Here is a 20,420-nt window from a genome sequence, read left to right as displayed (position 1 = left end):
TGAGCGGGTGAAGGCTGTGACCGGGAACGCCGGTGGTGTCGAGGATCCGTCCGCCGAGGTTCTCGCCGACGCGGCCGCCACGTTCGGGCTGCTTGCCTCTTCGGCCCGGCTGCACCTCATGTGGGCACTGTCGCAGGGCGAATGCGACGTCACGCATCTCGCCGACCGGGTCGGCGGCGCGCTGCCCGCGGTCAGTCAGCATCTGGCCAAACTGAAGCTCGCCGGCCTCGTGCGGTCCCGCCGTGAGGGCCGACGGCAGGTCTACTACGTCGACGATCCCGACATCGTCACCGTGGTCCGCGTGATGATCCGTCAGCTCACCGCACGCTCGCAGCCCGCCCACATGCCCGCGCGTGAGGCACGGGCCAACGGCGGCTGAGCCCAACTCGGCCTGAACGTAGGCCAGGAGCGGCAGGAGCGCAGGAGCGGGAACAGGGGCAGGGCCAGGGACCGGGACAGGGGTAGAGGCGCGAACCGGAGCAGATGCAGCGCATGAGGCTCCCCTCCTGTGGCGGTCGCGTCCCGGACATCACGGTGGCCAGAACCGTCGGTTCTGAGGCGATGGAGAGCTCCCGCATGGCCGAATCCCGGCATCCGGGCAACGAAAAGGCCCGGCCAGACGTCTCCCTTGAGGAGACGGTTCCATCAAGGGCCCCACCGGTGACATGACATGCCTCACCCGCGAAACGCCGGGGGATTCCTGCCGACCGAGCACTCACCTTGTTAGATTGCGCAACTATGCAACCCGGACAGACCGCCCGCTTCATCCGCCCGTAGACCGCGGTACACGCCGCCGTACCTCTCAGGGACGGGGCTGACGGGCCCGAGTGTTCATGGGAGTGGGAGATGAGCGACCTGTGGGACGGCTCGGGCGGCCAGACGACACGTGACCGGACGTCCCAGGTTCCAGGGCAACGCGGAACGCGGCCCGACGGGACCGGACTCCCGGGCGACAGGTTCACGTCCAGAGGCACCACCCGCTCGCACGGCGGCAGGCGGGCGCGCCGGGCGGGGCGCGGCAGGCGGGTCCTGAAGGTCGCCGGGATATGTCTCGCGCTCCTGGTCCTGGGCACGGCGGGCGTCGGCTGGTGGTTCTACGAGCACCTGAACGGCAACATCGACACGCTCCCCCTGGACGGCAAGGGCGGCACGGAGAAGGCGGACGCCTTCGGCCGCACCCCGATCGACATCCTGGTGATGGGCTCGGACGGGCGCACGAGCAAGGCGGACTGCAAACTCGGCGGCGGCTGCGCCCGGACCGGGGTGCAGACCGGCAGCAACGCCGATGTGCAGATGGTGGTGCACGTGTCCGCGGACCGCTCCAACGCGACCGTGATGAGCATCCCGCGCGACACGATGACCCGTGTCCCGGCGTGCAAGGACAGCGAGAGCGGAAAGTCGACGGCCGGCTACTACGGCCAGATCAACAGCGCGCTGCAGTACGGCCCGGCCTGCCAGGTGGCCACGGTCCACCAGCTCACCGGCATCCCGATCACCCACTTCGTCAAGCTCGACTTCTCCGGCGTGGTCAAGATGTCGGACGCGGTCGGCGGTGTCTCCGTCTGTGTCAGCGACGACGTGTACGACACCTACTCGCATCTGAAGTTGTCGGAGGGCAGGCACACCCTCAAGGGGGTCGCGGCGCTGCAGTTCGTCCGTTCCCGGCACGGCTTCGGCGACGGCAGCGACCTGGGCCGTACCGTCTCCCAGCACATCTTTCTCAGCGCGATGATCCGCAAGTTCAAGAGCGCGGGCACGCTCACCAACCCCAGCGCCGTTTACCACCTCGCGGACGCCGCCACCAAGGCCCTGACCGTGGACGAGGGCCTGGGCACCGTGAAGAAGCTGATCGGGCTCGCCTCCGACCTGGACAAGGTCCCGGCGAAGCGGATGACCTTCACGACGATGCAGACGGCCCCCGATCCGTACGACAAGAACCGTGTCGTGGTGGGGGCAGGCGCGAAGAGCCTGTTCGCGACGATCGCCGACGACAAGTCGCTGACCACCGGGTCCGGCAAGAAGTCCGCGGCGGCCTCCGCGACCAAGAAGCCTTCCGCCTCGGCCGTTCCCGCCTCGCAGGTCGCCGTGACCGTGCAGAACGGCACGGGGATCACCGGCCGCGCCTCGGTCGTCGCGGCCGCGCTCACCGGGAAGGGCTTCAGCCCGGGCACGACCACGGCCAACGCGCCGGTCTCCGCCACCACCACGACTCTCACCTACGGCACCGGTGAGAAGGGCCGGGCGCAGACGGCGGCCAAGGCCCTCGGGCTGCCCGCCTCGCATCTGAAGCAGGGCACGGGCCCGGGGCTGGTCCTGGTGGTCGGCAGCGACTGGCCCGGCGGCACCACCTACCCCGGCGGTTCGTCGTCGTCCGCCTCGGACGACAGGAAGGCGGCGGTGGCCGACGCCCACGCCTCCACCGCCGGCGGGGCCGAGAAATGCGCCTCGGTCAGCCCGTACAAGACGGTCAGTCTGAACGGAGTCCCCATGACTCCGGCGCAGGCCTACGCGGCGGCGCGGAACAAGCCGGACTCCGACGAGTAGCGAGGAGGATCGGCCCCTCAGGAGCCGGGGGAGTTCCCGTCGCCGAGGGGCCACGATTCGATGTCGCGGTAGTGGATCGGCCCGCTGCTGCGGCCGACGTTGCTGCCGACCAGGTGCAGTCGTTCGGCGGGCCACTGCCCCCCGCTGAACTCGGCGAGCCCCTGGGCGATTTCGCCGGCCGAGGACCGGTCTCCCCTGCGGGCCCGGGCCAAGGTCAGATGCGGGCGGAAGGGCCGTTCCTCGAAGACGACCCCGCAGTCCTTCACGGTCGTGCGTACATCCGCGGCGAGCGTGTGCAATTCGTCGAGGTCTCCGTCGATCCCGCTCCACAGCACACGGTCGTCGAAGTCGCCGCTCCCGCGCAGCGCCAGGTACGGCGGCCGGCGGGCCGCCGCGAGGCGGGCGAGGGGCGGCCGCAGGAGCGGAACGGTGGCGACCGGCAGTTCCCCCAGGAACGCCAGGGTGATGTGCCAGTCCTCGATGCGGTTCCACCGCATCTGAGGGTGGGTGCCGTACGCGGGGCGCAGCTCCCGGGCGAGTTCTTCCTTCGCGTGGTCGGGCGGGGCGAGGGCGATGAACACGCGGACGGTCGCGGGTGGAGTCTGATCATGCACAGCAGACTTCATACCGCACCTTCCGCCTGTGACGGCGCCCCCGCCGTGTGCCATGGGCCACGCCCGAGGTCTCAGCCTTCCTCGCGCAGGCCCCACGGCGAGCCGTACTCGTTGAGCAGGTCGAGGAACGGGCGGGGCGGCAGGGCTTCGGGGCCGAGGACGCCGGCGGCCGACCAGGCGCCGCCCGCGATGAGTTCGAGGGCGACGACGGGATTCACGGCGGTCTGCCACACCACCGCCTGCGAACCGTACTCACGCATCGACCACTGGTTGTCGACCACGTGGTAGAGGTAGACCTCGCGAGCCGAGCCGTCCTTGGTGCCCTTGACCCAGGTGCCCGCACAGGTCTTGCCGGTCATGCGGTCGCCCAGTGTGGCCGGGTCGGGCAGACAGGCGGCGACCACGTCGCGCGGGGAGACCTCCACGGGCCCGTTCGCCGAGGGCACGGTGACCTTCCCGGTGGAGTCCAGGCCCAGCTCGTGGAGGGTCTTCAGCTTGTCGATGAAGTCGTCGCCGAGACCGTACTTGAACGTCACCCGGCGGGCGTCGACCCAGCGGGGGATGAGCAGGACCTCCTCGTGCTCGACGTTGACGCACTCCACCGGACCGATGCCCTCGGGGAAGTCGAAGACCTCCGGCTCGCTGAAGGGGGCCGTGGTGAACCAGCCGCGGTCCTTCTCGTAGACCACCGGGGGATTGAGGCACTCCTCGATGGTCGTCCAGATGCTGAAGGACGGGGCGAAGTCGTAGCCCTCGACCGTCAGGTTGGCGCCGTCTCGGACGCCGATCTCCTCGATCTCGTCGAAGAGTTCGTCGGCCGCATACCGGGCGAAGACGTCCGACAGGCCCGGCTCTACGCCCATGCCGACCAGCGCCAGCCGTCCGGAGCGCTCCCAGGCGTCGGCCTGCTCGAACTGGGCGTCGCCGAGCTTGACACCGCACTGCTCGTACGGGTGGGTGGCATGCGGCGCGGACAGGGACATCGCCATGTCGAGATAGTGGGTTCCCGCGGAGCGGGCCGCGTTGAACAGCGGCATCACGAACCGGGGATCGGTCGCGTTGAGGAGGGCGTCGCACCTCTCCTCGGTGAGTACGCGGGCCACCGCGTCCTCGTCCGAGGCGTCCAGGCGGCGCGCGCTGAACCGGTCCCCGTGATCCTTGAGTGCCGCGACGGCCGCCTCGGCGCGGGCGAGATCGTAGTCCGCGACGACCATGTGGGTCAGGAAGCCGCGACGGGCCGCGATCCGCGTGACGGCCGTGCCCACGCCGCCCGCGCCCACGAGAAGTACTCGCATGTCACACACCTTTCGTCGCCGGAGACGAACGCCTCCGGACTGGACAGATGCAACGGGATGTTCTCGGTTAAGGTCAATCATGTTGGCATAAGCGTCGTGGGCGTGCGGTGATCGAGAAGGGGTCGGCATGGCGAAGCAGGTGGTGCCGGAGACGGAGCGGCGCAGGCGTCGGCCGACCCGGCAGGGCACGGTGCTGTCCGAGAAACTGATCGTGCAGACGGCGTTGCGGATGCTGCGGGAGCACGGCAGCAGCGGACTGACGGCGCGAAGGCTCGGCACCGCACTCGGCGCCGACCCCAGCACCCTCTACCGCTACTTCGCCGGACTGGACGACCTGACCAGGGCCATCGGCGAGGAGCTGACGGGACGGGCGCTGGAGACCTGGACGGCCACCGGGGAATGGCGGGCCGACCTGCGGGCGCTCGGCCAGGCCATCCACGCCTCCTACCTCGCCCACCCCCAGGCCGCCGTGCTGACCGCCAGTCGGGTCACGGGCCGGCCGCGGGAGATCGCGGTGGACGAGACGATCCTGGGCATCCTGCGCGGCGCGGGTTTCCCGGACGTGGACGCGGTCGTCGTCTACCACGCGTTCATCGACCTCACCCTGGCCTTCGCGGCCCTGGACGCCGGGTCGCTGGCGCTGACGGACGAGGCCCGCGCGGCGGACGAGGAGATGTGGCAGTCCACGTACGCCGAACTGCCCGCGGACACCCACCCGCACATCGCGGCGACCGCGCGGCTCCTGGCCGGACGGATGATCCACAGCGCCTACCCCGTCGTCCTCGACACCCTGCTGAACAGCGCGGCGGAACAACTGGCCTGGGCCCGGGCCAGGCGCTACCCCGACCCGACGAACACCGGAAACCACTGACGCGGGGGCTTATGCCAACGCCTTGAACTTGGTCATGAGGGCAGATCGGGCCGGGTTCGACCAGTTCCTCGGCCTGGTTCCGATGACGGTCGGCCATATGGACACCGCGAGAGCCGGCGTGCTCTGATTCCCCAGGTTGATCTCTTCGGGCGCGGGCCGGAGGCCCGCGTCATCCCGCACCGCCGCACCGCCGCACCGCCGCACCGCCGGAGGATGCCGCAGGCCGACCACTGCCCGCGAGCGGCACGGCAGCTCCGGATCTCGACCGGTTCAGGGGGCGAGCCTCCCTGCTGAGAGCAGAACGGATGCGCGTATGACGACCGCGTCAAGGACACCGGAGACCGCACGGACGGCGAAGACGTCGTCAGATATGTCGAAGAGGCGTCGGCTCAGACTCGTACGACGGCAGGGGAGCGTCGCCGCCGTCCTCGCCGTGTCCGCCACCATGACACTGACCGGCGCCGACTTACCGTCCGCCGGTGATGCGCGCACCCCGCGCATCCCGGCCGTCTCCTCCGGGAACGCCCGCTTCGAGATCCTGTCGCCCACGCTGATCCGTACCGAATACGCCGGCGACCGGAAGTTCACCGACGAAGCGACGTTCAACGCGATCGGCCGCGACGGCTTCGAGCCCGCCGCGTACAGCGCGACGACGGCCGACGGCTGGCTCACCATCAGGACGAGCGCGATGAGCCTGCGCTACAAGGTCGACTCAGGACCCTTCGACGCCCAGAACCTCTCGACACGGTCGGTGGCAGGCGGCACCCCCGTGACCGCCGCTCCCTGGCAGCGGCTGACGTGCGCGCTCGGCGCCCTGTGCGAGGCGGAGAGCCTGCGTCTCGACGGGGTTTCCGCGGCCTCGGACCACGCCGGCCACACCGGAAGCGGATTCGCCGCCGGATTCGAGGGCACCGGCAGCTCGGCGTCCGCTGACATCGATGTCAAGGACGACGGGACCTATCAGTTCGACCTGCGCTACGCCAACTCCCGTGGCGGAGACGGTCAGACCCGCACCCGTACGCTCACCCTCACCGTCGACGGCGGCGCACCGCAGACGATCGCGCTGCCGGTCACGGCGAACTGGGACACCTGGAACACCACTTCGGCGAGCGTGCGACTCGCCGCGGGGCACCACACCCTCGCGCTGACCCGGACCGCCGCCGACTCAGGCGACGTCAACGTCGACAGCGTCGCCCTCGTCCGCCCCGGCGACGCCTACCCGCCCGTGTCCACCACCTCGGTCGTGGACTGCGCGTACGGCACGAGTTGCGAGGCGGAAGCCGGACGCATCGGCGGTACGGCGGTCGCCGCCACCGATCACCAGGGATACGCCGGCAGCGGCTTCGTCGGCGACCTCCACCAGGGAACGAGCCTGACGACCCACCTGGTCGGCGTCCCCTCCGACGGCGTCTACACCCTCCGCGTCCGGTACGCCAACGGCGTCGGCGGCGACGGCCTCCACCAGCAGCGCACCGCCACGGTGTCCGCCGCCGGCGCCGACACCACCCTGTCGTTCCCCCCGACCAAGGACTGGGACGACTGGCGGACGACCTCGCTGCCCGTCACCCTCACCGCGGGCACCGACGACATCACCCTCGACTGCCCCGACACGGTGAGCTGCCACATCAACGCGGACACCGTCTCCCTGGCCGCCCCCGGTACGGCCGAACCCCAGCCCCACATCGCGCTCGGCGGATACCGCCGAGGACTCGACGGCGTGACCGGCAACGAGAGATCCGTACCCACCACACCCGGCCTGCTCAACCGGGACGGCTGGTACCTCCTCGACGACACGTCGTCAGCGGTGTACGACGCCACGGCGCACCGAACGACTCCCCGTCCCGACCACGGTGGCGCGCCCTACCAGGACGGTTACGTCTTCGGTTACGGACACGACTACAAGCGGGGACTCACCGACCTGGCCACCCTGACCGGCCCGCCCGCGCTGCTGCCGCGATGGGCCTACGGCGTCTGGTACTCGGAGTACATCGACCGCACCGCGGCGGACTACGAGAACACCATCCTTCCGGCCTTCCGCGCCGAAGGAACGCCACTGGACGTCCTGGTGACCGACACGGACTTCAAGGCCGTGAACACCTGGAGCGGTTGGGAGATGGATCCCGCGAAATTCCCCGACCCCGAAGGCTTCTTCGACTGGTCCGCCGCACAGGGACTGCACAACACCCTCAACGTGCACCCCAGCATCCTCGCCTCCGATCCCCAGTTCGCCCAGGCGCAGGCCACGGCCAAGGGCAAGCTGACCAAGGGGGGTTGTGCCTCGGGCGCCGCCGTCCAGGACAACTGCTACACCTTCGACTTCGGCGATCCGGACCAGCTCGAGGCGTACATGGACCTGCACCGGACCATGGACCGGCAGGGCAACGACTTCTGGTGGCTCGACTGGTGCTGCGACGCGTCGCAGTCGTCGCTGCGGGGCGTCACCCCCGACGCGTGGATCAACCAGCAGTACGCCAACGCCAGTTCCGCGAACCTCGGCCGCGGATTCGTCCTCTCCCGCGCCTACGGCTCGCTGCAGGCGGCCGGATACAGCGGACAGCAGGGGTTGCCGACCGGGCCGTGGGCCGACAAACGGAGCACCGTCCACTTCACCGGTGACACCTCCTCGACCTGGGGCGCGTTGAGGTACGAGGTCGGCTACACCCCCGGGGAGTCGGCCGCGACCGGTATGGCGGCCATCACCCATGACATCGGCGGGCACAACGACACCACGGGCCTGACGGGTTCGGAGAAGTACACCGAGAACGGACAGAGCCGGACCACGCGCAAACTCCCCGACGACCTGTACGCCCGCTGGGTCCAGTTCGGTACGTTCCAGCCCGTCGACCGGCTGCACAGCAACCACAGCGACCGGCTGCCCTGGCAGTACGGGCCCGCGGCACGGCGGTCGGCCGACACGTTCCTCAACCTCCGCGAGAACCTGGTGCCTTACACGTACACGCTGGCCGAGGAGGCGAACCGCACCGGCGTGCCCATCGTCCGCCCCACCTACCTGGAGTACCCCGACGAACCCCAGGCCTACGCCGCCGCCGGCAGTGAGTACTTCTACGGCTCCGACATCCTGGTCGCCCCCGTGACCACCCCGGGAACCTCCGCCACCACCACGGTATGGCTCCCGCCAGGCCAGTGGACGAACTACTTCACGGGTGAGACCTACACCGGCGGCGTCACTCGGGAGGTGACCACCGGCCTGGACTCGATGCCCGTCTTCGTCAGGGCGGGCGGCATCCTGGCCACTCGCACCCATGACGTGACCGGCGACGACAAGAACCCGCTCACCGACGTCACGCTCACCGTCGCCACCGGTCGATCGGGATCGTTCCGCCTCTACGAGGACGACGGGGTCACCAGCCACAAGGGCAGGAGCGCCACGACGACGATCCGGTACCGGCAGAAGGGGCAGCGCCACACGGTGTCGATCGGCCCGGCACGGGGCTCCTTCCCCGGTCAGGTCGAGAACCGCAGGTGGACCATCACCCTCATGGCGGCGCAGGCACCCACCGAGGTCTCGGCGACCGGTGTGAACCTGTCCCCGCGGGCGTACCACTGGGACGCCGACACGAAGGTGCTGACCGTCACGCTCCCGCGCCGCAGCGTGCGGACCCCGATCACCGTCACCTACCGCTAGGGAGGGCGAGTAACCTCCTGGAGCGACCCAGGTCAGGCCGCGGAGCGGCACCACACACCGCTTCGCGGCCGGCCGCCTTCGACGGCCCGACCTGACGCCCATGGAGCGCGGTACACGGTCCTCACGGGAGACGCCGAATCATGAAGACGCCACCATCATCGCCCGTGTCGCCGCCTGATGCGCCTGATGCAGCGTCCGCCGCGTCCGCGGCGACACGGACCGGCGGACCATCCATTCGGATCGGCGCTCTCGTACCGCTGACCCGGCCCGGCTGGACCGAGGCGGGCCGGCATCTGCTCGCCGGACTCGAGCTCGCCGTTCGCGAGGTCAACGGCACCGGCGGGATCGCGGGGAGACCCCTGGAACTGGTGGTCCGGGACACCGCGGCCGACCCGCGGCGGGCCTCGGCCGCCGTGGACGAACTCGCCGGACTGGGGGTGGCCGCCCTGGCGGGGGAGTACCACAGTGTCGTGGCACGTGCCGTCGCCGCGAGGGCCGACGCCCTCGGTGTGCCGTTCCTCTGTTCGTCGGCGGTTCTCGACACGCTGACCGAACAGCCGACGTCCTGGGTCGCGCGACTGGCCCCGGCACAGTCCCACGGCTGGAACACCTACGCGGACTTCCTCCTCCGCGCGGGCCACAGCCGTATCGCCGTGGTGGCCCAACCGAGTGTCTACTGGGCATCCGGAACCGGCATCCTGCGCAACCGCCTTGCCCCGCACGGCGGTTCCGTCGCCGAACTCGACATGACGCGGCTGACCCCCGCGGCCGTGTGCGACGAACTCGTCGGCCAGGGCGCGACGGCGCTGCTTCTCCTGGTCGGGTACCCGGAGCCGGCCGTGCCGATCGTCCAGGCGGTCCGCCGCGACGAGCGGCTGCCCGAGATGCTGATCGGCGCGCCGGCAGGGCAGCCGGAGTTCGGCGAATGGCTCGCGCTGTCGGGCGGCGACGGAGCGGCCGTCCCGTTCCTTCGCTATCTTCCGGAGCGCCTGAGTCCCCTGGGCGCGCGCGTCGGGACCGCCTTGCGCGAGGAGCTGGGCGGGGCGCCCTCCTTCGTCGCCTTCGAGGGCTACGACACGGTCACCGTCCTCGCCGACGTCCTGCGCTCACACGGCGCTGACCGGGAACGTATCGCCGCCGCCTGGCCGGGCGTCGACGTCGAGGGGACCCGAGGGAGGATCCGCTTCTCCCGTGTGCCGGGCATCGGTGTCTGGCAGTGGGCGTGGGCACCGGTCCAGGTGGTGGAGCGGGACCGGGCCGACCTCGATCAGTTCCGGGTCCTTCACTCCGGGTGAGAGGCCCGTGGGGCCCGGCGCGGCGATCGGTCGCCGCGCCGGGCACTGCGGCCGGACCTGGACGGTCGGAAGGGCGGGGACGGGTCAGGCCGACGGGGCTCCGGTGATGTTGACCATCCACTCGACGCCGAACCGGTCGGTGCACATGCCGAACGTGTCGCCCCACATCTGCTTCTCCAGCGGGACCGAGACCTTGCCGTCGGCGGAGAGCTTGGCCCAGTAGCCGCGCAGGTCCTCGGCGTCGTCGCCGCTGAGACTCACCGCGAAGTTGTTGCCCGCCTTGCGCTCCATCCCCGGCGGGACGTCCGCGCCCATGATGGTGAAGCCGTTGGGGGCTTCCAGCATGCCGTGCATGATCTTGTCGGCGAATCCGGGAGGTGCCTCGGAACCGAAGGCGCCGAACTCGTTGAGCGCCAGTTCACCGCCGAAGACCTCCTGATAGAAGGTCAGGGCCTGCCTGGCGTCACCGGAGAAGCTGATGTAGGGATTGAGACGAGAGCCCACAGAAGATCCTTTCGTGACGGTTCGTCAGAACTGCACCCTAGCCGTGACGCGCTCGCCCGCCGGGCATCCGAGCCCGGCGGCGCGCACGGGTTCAAGCGCTTCCCCGGTCGGAGAGCGTCGGGCTTCCGGCCGGGGGCACTCGCGAACTTCCTGGTCCGGCAGCGCACGCGTCCACTCCCGTGGTGATCATCGGTGATCCTTTCCGTGGGTGCATCGATCACCGCCTGACGAGCGGCGTGCCCCTCTCCTACGGTCGACAGTGATCCGCCGGCCGCGGCTCACCTGACCCGACCGCGGCCGGCGGACGGGTGTGCCGCCGCATGCCCGCGTTCACCGAGGCCCGGGTGTCCGGGCCTCGCGAAGGGGGAGAGCACGCATGACACTCATCCGCGGATCCGCCGCCCGGCTGGCGCGGCGCATGGGACTCCTGGTCACCGCCCTCGCCACGGCGATCGTCTCGGCGGTGGTCCTCGCTCCGCCGGCGTCGGCGGCGACGTACCGGTACGACTGCCGTCGGCTGGCCGGTGACGGCTCGTACAGTCGCCCCCTCGCGCTGGGGAACGTGACCGGCCGGACGGTGATCGCCGTCAACTGCCCGCCGTTGAGGTCCGGTGCGGGTTACGCGAAGCGCTACTTCAGCTTCACGCTCACCCGTCCGGCGCGCCGCCCGTCGTACGCGGGCGCGGGCTTCATCCTCGACGCCAATCACCGGTCCGCCGTGAACCCCTCGTTGCTGAGCGGGCCTTACACGATCATGCACACCGGCGCCGGGCTGTGGACGTACAACCGCTACGGGGTCGCCAACGGGCGCTTTCTGCCGCTGGCGCCCCTGCCGGGCGGAGGAATGCTGCCCGTCGGCACCTACCGCCTCGGCGTGCAGAAGCTGACCTCGCCCCTGGGATCGCTCGGCACTCCGTGGTTCAACGTCTTGGTCGTCATCGCCTGAGTCGCAGCCGCAGTCGCAGCCGCAGCAGCAGCCGCAGTCACCGGTACGGTCGCGGCCGTCGGCGCCGCGCCTCCGCGCACCGACTCCCGACCGGCGGACGAGGACAGGGCCCCAAGTCGTACGATCAGCCCGTCCCCCCTCGCAAGGAGTTCTGCCCGGTGACCGCAGTCGTCCCGCCGCCGCGACCCGTCGCCGGTCTCCTCCACGTCCAGCGGCTCACCCGCGTCGAGGACGGCGAGCGGCTGAACGCACTGCTCTGGCGGGCGGGCGCCGGATGGCGGATGGTCAGCAGCGCGGTCCTCGGCGGCGGCATCGCGGAACGCGCCTGGGTCCTGAACGCCCAGGTCTCGCACGGCTACCGGCGCACGGACCCCGCGCGGCACCTCGCGGACCTGGCCCGTGGCGCTGGCGTGCGGGGGCCGGGGGTCGGACTGATGACGGCCGCCGACGTCACACGGTACGGCGAGGCCCACGACGCCGGTGCGGAGGCGGTCGTGACGGCCGGACTCGGGGTACGGGGCTGGGCCGCCGCCCCCGCCGAGCCCGTACGCCGTCCCGTGGCGCCCGGCACGATCAACATCGTCACCGCGCTTCCGGTGGCACTCGGTGACGCCGCGCTGGTCAACGCGGTGAGCACGGTCACGGAAGCCAAGGTGCAGGCTCTGCTCGACGCCGGGTACGACTGCTCCGGCACACCCACCGATGCCGTGTGCGTCGCCGCCCGTACCCCGCTTCCCAGGGACGAGGTCCACGCCTTCGCCGGGCCCCGCTCCCTGTGGGGCGCCCGCCTCGCTAGGGCCGTGTACGCGGCCGTGCGTGCGGCCGCCGCCGAGGCCTGAGCCGGCCGGCGGGACGAACGCCCGAATGAGTCCCGGGCAGTGCAACCATTCGGCCCCTGAAGGTGTCTCCGCTAGTGAAATAGTGTGTCCCCTTCACCAGGAGCAACTGGGGGCGTCATGCACCATCACCCATCCCGCGCAGTCATCGTCGCCGGCGCCGTTCTCGCCGCCGTCGGCGCCACGATCCCCGCCTCCGTGGCCGCCACGCCGAACGCGGCCGCCACGCCCACATCGCCCGCCCGCGTCGTCAACGCCCGCTGGGCCGGGCACTGCACCTACGACCGGCTCGTCATCGACATCCAGGGCGGCACCCCGTCCGTGGCCGTGAGCCGGGTCAGCACCCTGCGCTACGACCCTTCCGGCAGGAAGGTCCCGCTCGCGGGGAAGTACTTCCTGAACATCAGGCTCTCTCCCGCGACCGCTCACAACAGCGCGGGCAACTCCGTGTACCGAGGGCCCCGACTGGTGAAGATCCCGTTGTACAAGCTGAAGGGCCTCGCCCTGACGGGGGACTTCGAAGGAGTCGTCTCCTTCGGGACCGCGTTCCAGACGAAGCCTTCGTGGAAGGTGCTCAAGCTGCACAGCCCCGAGCGCGTGGTCGTGGACTTCAGCCACGCCAACCGCTGCGGCTGACGGCCGGCCCCGAGAACAGGCCCGGATCCTCCGCGGAGGTCCGGGCCTGCCGCGTTGCGCGGGACCGTCCCGCACCGGTGACGCCGTGTCCCGCCGCCTCCCACCATTTGCCTTTCGTCGGCCAACACCGTGGTGCAGACTGCTCGTTGACGTGCAGACGAGGGCGGGGGGAGCCGGTCGTGCGGCAGGATCTGGTGGTCAACCTCGTGGCCTCGCTGCTGGCGTTCGGGGTGGGCTGGCTCGGCCGTGCCCTTCACCACTACTACCGGACGAGGATGCCCGCGGCGCGCGTGTGGCGGCTGGACCGCGACCGGCGTGTGGTGATGGTCGTGGGGGAGTCGGGCGGGCCGACCTCCGCGTACCCGAAGATCCCCGAGACGGATGCCCTCGCGGCCATGAACCTGCGGCAGTTCCTCTCCCAGGACCTCGGGCTGCACGAGGCGGCGACGGTCAGGGCCAGGGCCTTCGCCATGGCGTCCGACGCCGAGGAGAACCTGGTCGTGATCGGCGGGCCGGTGCACAACGGCGTCTGGACGCTGCTCACCGACCGACTCCAACCGCCGTTCGTGTTCCGGCAGTTCCCCGAGGAATACCGCATCGTCGCCGTGGACAGCGGCGAGGAGTACGGCGAGTCGGACGTGGACACGGCGACGCTCGTGGACCACGCCGTCGTGGTGCTGGCGCAGAACCCCTTCGCGTCGGGGAGCCGCCTGATCATGATCGCGGGCTGCGCCCTGCTGGCCACCTCGGGTGCGACCCAGCTCTTCGCCCGCGGGGAGATCCGCGCCCTGGCCAAGGCGTACGACACGACGACGCCCCTCGCGCTCGTGGTGCGCGTCGAGAGCGTCGGCGGGTACGTCCGCCGCCCCGAGGTCGTCGCGGCGGCCAACTTCCCCCGGACTCCGGCCACCCGCACCGCCCCGGCCACGCGTCCCTGACCTCCGTGATCCGCCGACCCGGCGGCCACCGCGAAGTGCCGGGCTTCCCCCTGACGACGCCAAGGGGCGGGCGAGCGCCGGATCTCCCGGCAGCTCGCCCGCCCCGGTCCCCCGATGGGGAGGTGGTGGGTGGCCCGCTAGGGCGCGATCTCGAACCGCGGAGGCTGGAGGCCCGCGAGACAGGACGTGTCCGCCGCCGTCGGCGCGTCGAAGAACGACTGGGTGATCGACTGCGCGCAGGGGGATTCGGCGAAGGCGACGTGGGCGACGTACGGGACGGTCACGGTGGTGGCGCGGCGCAGGGTGCGGGCCACGTAGGGGCCGTTGCTCGGCGCGGTCTGCGCGTCGAAGCTCGCCGACATGACCAGGGTGGGGATGTCACTGCGCACCACGCTGCGGACGGCACGCGGCTGCGCGGGGACGTTCCAGGCACGGCAGTCGTCGTGCAGGAACGGGAGCTGCGGCGCGTTGGCGAGGACGGAGCGGGGGAACGTGGGGAACACGCGCCGTCCCGCCCGGATGACCTCGGCCTGGGTCTCGTACGGCGTCCACTCGCCGCAGAAGACGCCGTAGGCGAGCCCGTGCGCGACCCGGCCGACGGCCTGCGGGCTGAGCTTGCCCCCGGCCCACTGCTCGGCGATCCGCTGCGGGTTGCCGTGCGCCAACTCGTCGATGGAGCGGGGCACTCCGGACGCCAGGTGCGTGGCGGAGGTCAGCCAGGTCACCAGCGTGCCGCCGTCGATGACGACCTTCACCGGCCCGGGCTGTCCGGGGACGGTGACGTGGGTGGTCACCGGATGGGCTTCGAGCCTGCTCACCAGGCTCTGGAAGGTCCTCGACAGATGGGGATAGCGCTCGTTGCACGCGGGCTGCTGCGCGCAGGCCGCGAACAGACCGTCGAAGCCCTCGCGCGCGGCCTTCCAGGTCACCGCGCCCCCGGCCAGGGACGGCGGCAGCACGCCGTCGATACCGACGGAGCGCAGACCCTGCGGGTGCGTGCGCAGGTAGGTGAGGGCCAGGTCGGTGCCGTAGGAGATGCCGAACACGTTCCAGAGCCTGATGCCCAGCGCGACGCGCAGGTCGGCGTAGTCCGCGGCGCTCTCGGTGGTGTTGTAGGCGCCGAGGTCCTTGGTGCGCCGCACCAGCTGGTCGCGGCAGGTCCGCGTCGCCCGGACGTGCAGACGTCCGGTGGAGGGGGCGTCGAAGACCAGGCCGACGGCGCGGGCGTTGAACTCGTCGATGTTCGGGCAGGTGAGCACCGGGTCGGCGGAGTAGGTCCCTCGCTGGGACATGAAGATGACGTCCCGGTCGCGGTTCAGTCCGCCGTCGACCGCCAGCTGGGCCTCGGAAGCGGCGTCGTCGCCGGGCCCGCCCGCGAACCACACGATCGGATCGGGCGCGTGCCTGCGGGTGGCGGCCGGCACGATGGCGACGGAGAGGGTGATCTTGCGCCCTCGGGGGCGGGAGCGGTTCTCCGGCACGGTGAGCGTGCCGCAGTTCGCCCCTTCGAGGGCGGGGACGGGGTCCGCGGTCCGTGGGCAGGGGCCCGGCACGAAGCGGGAGTGGCCGGCTGTCCGGGCGACCGTGCCCGGAGTCGTCGTGGCGCCGGACCCGGCCTCGGCGGGGGTCGCGGCGAGGCCGGCGACCAGGAGGCCGGCCGTGGTGGCCCCCGCCAGCGCGGCGGGGAGCCGCCGCGCGGTGCTGCGACGGCGCGGCGGACGGATGGACGTCATGAGTTCTCCAGGACGGGGACGATGGTGAACGGTTTCGGCGTCAGGCCCGCGACACAGCCGGTGTCGGGCGCGTTGGGGCGCGTGAGGAACGAGGTCAGGACGCTCGCCGCGCACGGCGACTGCGGGACCACCCAGTGGCCGATTCCGGGAATCAGCACGGTGGTCGAGCGGGACAGTGTGCGGGCCGCGTACGCGCCCCAGCGGGCCCCCGTCTTCGCGTCGAAGGTGCCCGACAGCACGAGCGACGGCACGTTGCTGACGGTGGTCACCCGCTGGACCGCGGTACGGTCCGGGACGTTCCAGACGCGGCACGCCTCGTGCTGGAAGGGGAGCTGGGGTGCCTGGGCCAGGACCGAGTCGGGCCATCCGGGGAAGGCCCGGCGGCCGGCCGCCAGCAGGTCGGCCTGCGAGTAGCCCGGCACCCACTCGCTGCAGGCGATGGACTGCGTGAGACCGTGCGCGAACTCGCCGATGACGGGGGTCGCGCCGGCGGCCCGTGCCCGGGCGAAGCGCTCCGGGTTGCCGTGGGCGAGTTCGTCGAGCGCCGCGGGCACGTCGACGGCCGGGACGGCGTTGGCGACGAGCAGGTTGACGAGCGCGCCCCCGTCGAGGACGACCCTGACCGGCGTGCCTCCCGCGGGAGGCTCCGCCGTCACCGTCAGCGGGTGTGCCTCCAGGCGCCGGACCTGCTGGGTCAGCGTGCGTGAGAGGTTCGGGTAGCGCTGCCTGCACGCCGGCTGGGCCGCGCACGCGGCGAAGACGGTGTTGATGCCTTCCTGGGCGCTGTCCCAGGTCCACGGCAGGCTGACGATCTGGGGAGGTACGACCGAGTCGATCGCCAGCGAACGGATGCCCTGGGGGTGGCGGCGGAGGTAGGTGAGACCCAGGTCCGTGCCGTAGGAGTACCCGTACACGTTCCACCGGCGGATGCCGAGCGCCTTGCGCAGGTCGGCGAAGTCGGCCGCGTTCTCGGTGGTGTTGTAGGCGCTCAGGTCGACGCCCTCGCCCGCGAGACGGTTCCGGCACTGTTTGGTCGCGCGCACCAGGCGCCGTCCGGTCGACGGTGCGTCGTAGCGCAGTCCGACGGCCTCGGCGTAGAAGCGGTCGATCTCCGGGCACGCGAGGTTCGGCTGCGCGTAGAGCGTCCCGCGCTGGGTCATGACGATCAGATCGCGGTCTCGGTTCACGCCCGCGCCGATCACGAACGGCATGTCGCCGAACGCGTCGCCCCCGGGACCGCCGGCCATGAAAACGACCGGATCCTCGGACGGCCTCGGCGAGACGGCCGGGATGATCGCGACGGCCAGCCTGATCGTCCGCCCGCCGGGGCGGGAGCGGTTCTCGGGAACCTCCAGGACACCGCACCGCCCGGGGACCGGCTCGGGCGTCTCGGGGCACGGGCCGGGCACGAATCGTCCGGGCGCGCCAGGCCGCGGCCCGCTCGCGGGGGCCGCCGCGGCGTGGCCGGGGGTCGGGGCGAGGACGCCGAGAAGGGCGAGGCCCGCGGCGGCGACGGCCACCCGGGTGCGGGCCGGCCGGGAGCGGCGCCGCGCGGAACCGTACGGGGTCCGGCCCGGTTCGGCCCCGGAGCGGCGGAGGCGGCCGCCGCCCTCGCGACGGTCACCGCCGTCACCGTTCCCGATGGAGCCGTGGCCATGCCCGTCGCTCCGGCTGCCGCTGCCGCCGCCGTCGCGCCCTGCGTTCCGACTCCCGTCGTTGCCGTCAGTCCCGCTGCTTCGCCTCCCGCCGTTTCCGCGGTTGCCGGCGCTGCCGTTCCTCGCGCCCTTGCCTTCGGCGCTTCCGCGAACGGTCGGCGGACAGCCTGTTCTGATGCGCTGTTCCCTCATGCGATCCCGTTTCTCTGACGTCCCCGGCCACGCCGATGTCGCGGCGCGGGGCAGGGCTCCGCCCGCCACCGCCTGCTGCGGGCGGGCACCACGTGGGCCAGCCTGAGCGCGTGGCCGGACGTCCACCACTCATGGGCTCCACTCGGAGCAGTCCTTGATCGAGAGCGCCGTTCGCGGACGCGTGGACGCCACGAGACCACCGCTCGTCGGCTCCCGGTCCTGCTCGGTGACCACGGCACCGGCGGCGAGAAGCGTCGCGGCCGAGAGGCTGCCCCAGAGGGCGGCGGGCCCGTGCGGCGCGAGTGCGGTGATCACCGCGGGGGAGACGGCGAGACCGAACCCCGTGGAGAGCTGGAAACGGGCGAGGACGCGTCCCAGTCCCCGGTCCGGGGCGAGTGCGGTGACGAGCGCGGTCGAGCTGCCCGCGTAGACGATCTCGCCGACCGTGCAGACCACGGACACCGCCGCGACCGCCGGGGCACCCCGGCCGGGCCCCAGGGAAGCGGCCGCGAGGAAGCCGAGGTACGACACGGCGAGCACCACGCCGCCGAGCGCCAGAACCGCTCGCCGGGGGAAACGGGACAGGAAGACGGTGACCGGAACCTGCAGAGCGACCACCAGCACCGTGTTGGCCACGAAGACGGCGGCCGACCAGACGGGGGACGCGTGCATCTGTGTCACGAGGATCAGAGGGAGCGCGATCTCGGGGACGTTGAGGCAGAAGACGTAGACGACGTTGGCGGCCAGCAGCGCGCGCATCCGGGGTACGGGCTCGGGCTTTTGGTCCTCGGTGCGAGCGGTGGCCGGCCGCGCGTGAACGCGGACCGACCGTGCCAGCGCCGCCGCGAGGAGATAGGCGAGTCCGGTGACGACCGCCAGTGCCCGCAACGCCTCGACACCGCCCGCCAGGCACGCGGTGGCGACGAGCGCGCCCGCGCCGAGACCGGCGTTGCGCAGAGCCCGGCCCGCGGCCAGCGCGGCGTCACGTTCCCGGCCGTGGGAGACCGTGGCCACGAGCGCGGCGTGCGCGACCGGCCAGGCCTGATTGCCGATGCCGAGGAACAGGGCCGCCGTCGCGAACAGCCACGCGTACCCGGCCGAGTTGGCCAGGAGCAGGACGACACCGAGCACGCGCACCAGCATCGAGGCCGCGACGACCGTGCTGCGCGCTCCCCGGTCCAGCCACCGGCCCACCGCGGGCGTGCACAGCAGACCTGCGACGACACCGACCGTCATGGCGGCCCCCGTGACCGGTGCCGACAGCTTCGACACCGTCACCCCGTACAGGAGCAGGAAGGGACGCAACAGGCCGGTGCCCAGCGCGTCCACGGCCAGGGCGACGGCGTAGCGGGGGCCTCCTGAGGCGCGGACGAGGCCGCGGTACCTGGTCTTGTCGATGATTGCCATGACGTCAAGAGGGGGGTCGGCGCGGGCTGTTGGGCACGCGAGTTGACGGGGATCGTCAACCGGCGAGGTCGTCGCTCCCTTCGTCGGGGATCCTGAGGAGGTGACGTTGAGGATCGACATCAGCGGCCTGCCGTACGAGCGCCTGCGCTTCGCCGCGTCCCCACTGGCCGAGCTGACCGCGATGCTGCACGTGCTGGCCGAACCCGGACACCATCCACAACTGGCCGACTGGGCCGGCACGGTGTGGGCCGCGATGCGGCCCGAACTGGCCGAGCGGCTTCGGGAGGCGGACTTCCTGTGGCGTTCCTCGCAGGCCGACTTCCTGCTCCCCGCCAGACCTCGGGCGACCCTCGCCGAGGAACTGAACGACGTGGACCGCATCGACGACGAGACCTATGTGACCGCCGCGCTCGTCACCACCTGCGGCAGCAACCGGCTGTACTTCGGGGCGCCTTCACCGCTCACCGACGAGGGCGCGCGGGAGCGGGCGCTGGACGTCGCCCAGGCACGGGGCGTCCGCCAGGAGGCCTTCGCGGAACGGCTGCTCGCGGATCCCGCCGCGGTGCGGGCACGGGTACGTGACACGCTCGAACAGTGCGCCGAGGCGTTCTTCGACACGGCGTGGACGGATGCCGCCGTGCGCCTCGCCACCGATCTGCGCCTGAAGCACGACCTGTTGCGGCGCCAGGGCCTGGAGGCGACGCTCGCGTCCGTGTCCGGCGCGATCACCCTGGCGCCGGACGGCCGGTGCATCGTGGTGGACAAGGTCCAGGACAAGGCGACCACCGCCCACGACACCGGAGTCACCTTCATTCCCAGCGTGTTCGGCAGCCCGCACCTGGCGGTGGTTCACGCACGTGGCTGGCAGCCCGTGGTGCAGTATCCCGTGGCCGAGCCGCATCCGTCCGAACCGGTGTCCCTGGAGACGGTCACCCTGCGGCTGGAGGCGCTCGGTCATCCGGTGCGGCTCCGGCTGCTGCGCACGCTGGCCCGTGGCCCGCACACCACCCGCGAGCTGGCCCACGCCTGGGAACTCACTCCACCCGAGGTCTCCCGCCACCTCGCCGTCCTCCGGCGGGCCGGCCTGCTGACCTCCCGGCGCCAGGGACGCTACGTCCGCTACAGCCTCAACCTGCCCGACCTGACCACGCTGGGAGCCGACTTGCTGGCGGCCGTACTGCGCTGAGCGGCTCGGGCCGCCGCCGACGCGGGCCGCCCGGGCGGGCATGTGACGCGAACCCGATCGTCACCTCCTTGACAGGTGACGCGGGTCGGTGGAGCCTTGTTCCATCGAGCCCGGTGGGCCGG

General features: G+C 71.7%; 16 protein-coding genes. 10 read left to right on the top strand and 6 right to left on the bottom strand.

Going from position 1 to position 20,420, the window contains the following annotated elements; all coding sequences use genetic code 11:
* The first annotated feature begins 16 nt into the window (after positions 1-16).
* Positions 17-379: an ArsR/SmtB family transcription factor gene (locus ACFYYF_RS13825; RefSeq protein ID WP_388774981.1), complete on the top strand. Its 363-nt coding sequence runs from the start codon at positions 17-19 to the stop codon at positions 377-379.
* 467 nt (positions 380-846) lie between these two features.
* Positions 847-2,544, top strand: coding sequence for an LCP family protein (locus ACFYYF_RS13820; protein ID WP_388774978.1), 1,698 nt, complete (start codon positions 847-849; stop codon positions 2,542-2,544).
* A gap of 17 nt (positions 2,545-2,561) precedes the next feature.
* Here ACFYYF_RS13820 and thpR read toward each other — a convergent pair whose 3' ends face one another.
* Both thpR and ACFYYF_RS13810 read right to left on the bottom strand, forming a co-directional pair.
* On the bottom strand, positions 2,562-3,158 hold the full coding sequence (gene thpR / locus ACFYYF_RS13815) for an RNA 2',3'-cyclic phosphodiesterase (protein ID WP_388774976.1): 597 nt from the start codon (positions 3,156-3,158) through the stop codon (positions 2,562-2,564).
* A 71-nt stretch (positions 3,159-3,229) separates the two neighbouring features.
* Complete coding sequence (locus ACFYYF_RS13810) at positions 3,230-4,453, bottom strand: saccharopine dehydrogenase family protein (protein WP_388774974.1); 1,224 nt, start codon at positions 4,451-4,453, stop codon at positions 3,230-3,232.
* Positions 4,454-4,580: 127 nt separating this feature from the next.
* On the opposite strand from ACFYYF_RS13810, the gene ACFYYF_RS13805 reads away from it, so the two are divergent.
* The 3 genes from ACFYYF_RS13805 to ACFYYF_RS13795 all read left to right on the top strand — a co-directional run bounded on the left by ACFYYF_RS13805 (position 4,581) and on the right by ACFYYF_RS13795 (position 10,265).
* Positions 4,581-5,324 carry a TetR/AcrR family transcriptional regulator gene (locus ACFYYF_RS13805; protein WP_361693205.1) on the top strand — a complete coding sequence of 248 codons (744 nt, stop codon included), beginning with the start codon at positions 4,581-4,583 and terminating at the stop codon, positions 5,322-5,324.
* Positions 5,325-5,769: 445 nt separating this feature from the next.
* Positions 5,770-8,970, top strand: a complete 3,201-nt coding sequence (locus tag ACFYYF_RS13800; RefSeq protein WP_388775714.1) for a TIM-barrel domain-containing protein — start codon at positions 5,770-5,772, stop codon at positions 8,968-8,970.
* A 140-nt stretch (positions 8,971-9,110) separates the two neighbouring features.
* Entirely contained in the window at positions 9,111-10,265 is a 1,155-nt protein-coding gene (locus ACFYYF_RS13795; protein ID WP_388774971.1) for an ABC transporter substrate-binding protein, read from the top strand.
* A gap of 84 nt (positions 10,266-10,349) precedes the next feature.
* Here the strand turns inward: ACFYYF_RS13795 and ACFYYF_RS13790 are convergent, their stop codons facing one another.
* On the bottom strand, positions 10,350-10,769 hold the full coding sequence (locus ACFYYF_RS13790; RefSeq protein ID WP_361693203.1) for a VOC family protein: 420 nt from the start codon (positions 10,767-10,769) through the stop codon (positions 10,350-10,352).
* Positions 10,770-11,145: 376 nt separating this feature from the next.
* On the opposite strand from ACFYYF_RS13790, the gene ACFYYF_RS13785 reads away from it, so the two are divergent.
* The 4 genes from ACFYYF_RS13785 (at position 11,146) to ACFYYF_RS13770 (ending at position 14,125) form a co-directional block, all read left to right on the top strand.
* Entirely contained in the window at positions 11,146-11,715 is a 570-nt protein-coding gene (locus tag ACFYYF_RS13785) for a hypothetical protein (RefSeq protein ID WP_388774968.1), read from the top strand.
* A gap of 158 nt (positions 11,716-11,873) precedes the next feature.
* Positions 11,874-12,554, top strand: a complete 681-nt coding sequence (locus ACFYYF_RS13780; RefSeq protein ID WP_388774965.1) for an adenosylcobinamide amidohydrolase — start codon at positions 11,874-11,876, stop codon at positions 12,552-12,554.
* A gap of 117 nt (positions 12,555-12,671) precedes the next feature.
* Positions 12,672-13,187, top strand: a complete 516-nt coding sequence (locus ACFYYF_RS13775; RefSeq protein ID WP_365481455.1) for a hypothetical protein — start codon at positions 12,672-12,674, stop codon at positions 13,185-13,187.
* Between the two features lie 179 nt (positions 13,188-13,366).
* A complete protein-coding gene (locus tag ACFYYF_RS13770) occupies positions 13,367-14,125 on the top strand; it encodes a hypothetical protein (protein WP_388774962.1) in 759 nt (252 codons plus the stop codon).
* Positions 14,126-14,262: 137 nt separating this feature from the next.
* On the opposite strand, the gene ACFYYF_RS13765 is transcribed toward ACFYYF_RS13770, so the two are convergent.
* The 3 genes from ACFYYF_RS13765 to ACFYYF_RS13755 form a co-directional block, all read right to left on the bottom strand.
* The gene (locus tag ACFYYF_RS13765) at positions 14,263-15,858 is read right to left on the bottom strand and encodes an alpha/beta fold hydrolase (protein WP_388774959.1); all 1,596 of its coding nucleotides are present in this window, start codon (positions 15,856-15,858) and stop codon (positions 14,263-14,265) included.
* Positions 15,855-17,267, bottom strand: a complete 1,413-nt coding sequence (locus ACFYYF_RS13760; RefSeq protein WP_388774956.1) for an alpha/beta fold hydrolase — start codon at positions 17,265-17,267, stop codon at positions 15,855-15,857. The genes ACFYYF_RS13765 and ACFYYF_RS13760 overlap by 4 nt, the downstream gene beginning before the upstream one ends.
* Before the next feature lie 567 nt (positions 17,268-17,834).
* A complete protein-coding gene (locus ACFYYF_RS13755; RefSeq protein ID WP_388774953.1) occupies positions 17,835-19,112 on the bottom strand; it encodes an MFS transporter in 1,278 nt (425 codons plus the stop codon).
* A 100-nt stretch (positions 19,113-19,212) separates the two neighbouring features.
* On the opposite strand from ACFYYF_RS13755, the gene ACFYYF_RS13750 reads away from it, so the two are divergent.
* Positions 19,213-20,298, top strand: coding sequence for a DUF5937 family protein (locus ACFYYF_RS13750; protein WP_388774950.1), 1,086 nt, complete (start codon positions 19,213-19,215; stop codon positions 20,296-20,298).
* Positions 20,299-20,420: the final 122 nt, after the last annotated feature.

It is taken from the genome of Streptomyces sp. NPDC001914 (assembly GCF_042891215.1).
Classification (GTDB): domain Bacteria; phylum Actinomycetota; class Actinomycetes; order Streptomycetales; family Streptomycetaceae; genus Streptomyces.
Note: the sequence above shows the minus strand (reverse complement) of the source record. Positions and strands in the feature narration are given on the sequence as shown.

Coding starts and splice junctions, on each gene's coding strand:
- ACFYYF_RS13775 (WP_365481455.1), top strand. CDS start 12,672: ATGCACCATCACCCATCCCGCGCAGTCATCGTCGCCGGCGCCGTTCTC.
- ACFYYF_RS13765 (WP_388774959.1), bottom strand. CDS start 15,858: ATGACGTCCATCCGTCCGCCGCGCCGTCGCAGCACCGCGCGGCGGCTC.
- ACFYYF_RS13800 (WP_388775714.1), top strand. CDS start 5,770: ATGACACTGACCGGCGCCGACTTACCGTCCGCCGGTGATGCGCGCACC.
- ACFYYF_RS13820 (WP_388774978.1), top strand. CDS start 847: ATGAGCGACCTGTGGGACGGCTCGGGCGGCCAGACGACACGTGACCGG.
- ACFYYF_RS13755 (WP_388774953.1), bottom strand. CDS start 19,112: ATGGCAATCATCGACAAGACCAGGTACCGCGGCCTCGTCCGCGCCTCA.
- ACFYYF_RS13795 (WP_388774971.1), top strand. CDS start 9,111: ATGAAGACGCCACCATCATCGCCCGTGTCGCCGCCTGATGCGCCTGAT.
- ACFYYF_RS13810 (WP_388774974.1), bottom strand. CDS start 4,453: ATGCGAGTACTTCTCGTGGGCGCGGGCGGCGTGGGCACGGCCGTCACG.
- ACFYYF_RS13805 (WP_361693205.1), top strand. CDS start 4,581: ATGGCGAAGCAGGTGGTGCCGGAGACGGAGCGGCGCAGGCGTCGGCCG.
- ACFYYF_RS13785 (WP_388774968.1), top strand. CDS start 11,146: ATGACACTCATCCGCGGATCCGCCGCCCGGCTGGCGCGGCGCATGGGA.